The sequence below is a fragment of the Collinsella sp. LCP19S3_A7 genome, from assembly GCF_052121995.1.
Lineage (GTDB): Bacteria > Actinomycetota > Coriobacteriia > Coriobacteriales > Coriobacteriaceae > Collinsella.
Genome location: NZ_JBQKDE010000036.1, coordinates 1 through 1,806, shown reverse-complemented (window position 1 = coordinate 1,806; position 1,806 = coordinate 1). Strand labels below are relative to the sequence as shown.

At 72.4% G+C, this 1,806-nt stretch carries 1 protein-coding gene and 1 pseudogene; both read right to left on the bottom strand.

What is annotated here, in order from left to right; genetic code table 11:
• Nucleotides 1-220, bottom strand: a pseudogene (locus tag ACTQV3_RS09180) (ATP-binding protein); the annotation flags it as partial.
• Complete coding sequence (gene istA / locus ACTQV3_RS09175) at nucleotides 210-1,676, bottom strand: IS21 family transposase (protein WP_441562793.1); 1,467 nt, start codon at nucleotides 1,674-1,676, stop codon at nucleotides 210-212. The gene istA and the pseudogene ACTQV3_RS09180, both read right to left, overlap by 11 nt.
• Nucleotides 1,677-1,806 lie beyond the last annotated feature (130 nt).

Below are 1,806 nucleotides of genomic sequence, written 5' to 3'. Positions count from 1 at the left end.
AGCCGTCGAAGGTCTTGGGCGCCGGCAGCGCGCAGCGCCTGAGCAGCGTCGCGCGCTTCGAGGCCTCGCGGCTGGACCTCTCCGCCTCGAGGTAGCCCGCCAGGTACTCCACCTGTTTCGGGGTGCCGAGCCTCGACCACTCCTCCAGGACGGCGGTGGTGAGCGAGCACGACCGCCCGGCCTCCACGACCCTGCGGGCCAGCTCCTCGCTAGCGGCCATCGGCGACCGCCCCCTTCAGGAACCCGTCGTAGACCGACAGGTCGGCCCCGCCGGCCCCGCCGCCGCCTCCCGCGATACGCCTCGCCAGCACGTCGACCGTGGCGTCGTCGGGGACGCGGCCGCCCTCGACGACCCTGAGCGCCGCCTCGCATGCCGCCTCGAAGCCCGAGGACTCGCTCGCCCGGCCGATCGACCTGAGCGTGCGCCTCCTGCCGGCGGAGTCCATCCGGTCGATCCCCTCGACGAGCCCCGGCGGCATGTCGCGCCTGATCGTCGACTCCCCGAAGGCCCTCGGCCTGGCGATGATGGCGGGCACGAGCGAGAGGGGGTTCCGGACCGCGGGGCCCTCCCCGAAGGCCCTGGGGAGGACGGCGACCCGGCGGCCGCGGTCGGCGAGGATCTCCACCGTCGTCGCGCGCATGCCGACGAGCAGGCTCCGCCCGTGCCAGGCGGGCCCGGCGACGTACTCGCGCCCGTCGGCCTCGACGTAGCCGCGCTTGTCGGCGCGGGCGGTGATCCACCTCACCGCGTCGAACTCCACGCCGGGAAGGGCGCGCATGGCGGCGAGGTCCTCCCGGTAGGCCTCCCCGTGCGGCCTGCCGTCGCGGCAGCGCGACTCCGCGTTGATCCTCGCGCATCCCTCGGCGAGGAACGCGTTGAGCTCGGGGAGCGTGCCGAACGCCGGCACGGGGACGAGGAGGTTGCGCCGGAGGAACCCCACGGCGTTCTCGACGGAGCCCTTCTCGTTTCCCGAATAGGGGTTGCAGTACCGGCTCTCGAAGCGGTAGTGGGCCCTGAACTGCGAGAACAGCCTCGATTCCGTGACCTCGCCGCGTACCATCCTGCCCGCCTCAGTGGCGTTGTCGAGCACCATCGCAGCCGGGGCGCGGCCCCAGCGGCGGAAGATCTCGAGCAGCCCGGCGCACAGGCACTCCGACCTCTGCGACATGAGGGCGACGCACTGCCGGTCGTTCGAGTGCGGGAGCGTCGCGACCAGCAGCTTGAGGTCGAGGGTCCTCCCGCCGACCGCGGCGCGGAAGTTCCCGAAATCGACCTGGCAGGTGCCGGGCGCCCACTCGAGCTCGAGGTACCCCTCTCCGCCCGCCGCCGCCCGGGCGAGCCTGAGCTCGCGGACGAACCTCTGCACGGTGGAGTACGAGCCGCCGTAGCCGCGCTCGGCGACGAGCCTGTCGTAGATCCGCCTGGCGGTGTGGCGCTGCTTCCTCGGGGCCCCGAGGTCGGCCTCGAGAACGCCCGCGACCCATTCCTCGTTGCCCTCGAGCGCGGGCCTGCCCCTCCTCCGGGGCATCGGCGCGGCGGGCGACATGTCCTCCATGTCGGCGTACTTCGCCACGGTGTTCCGGCTCACGTGGAGCACTCGGGCGATCTCGGACCTCGAGCGCCCGGCGGCATCCATCGACCGTATATCATTCACTGTGTCCAGGGGCACGGTCATCTCCTCCATCCTTCCCGGGCGGGCTCGCCAAAGTAACCGCCCGGGGAAACCATACGGCGAGGGCCGCGCCCCCGGTCCCCGGGGCGCGGCCCTCTTGCTTAAACTGCTCAATTTTTCGTGCTCACGGTGC

Excerpts from the sequence above, each read along its gene's own strand:
- istA (WP_441562793.1), bottom strand. The coding sequence starts at position 1,676 with ATGACCGTGCCCCTGGACACAGTGAATGATATACGGTCGATGGATGCC.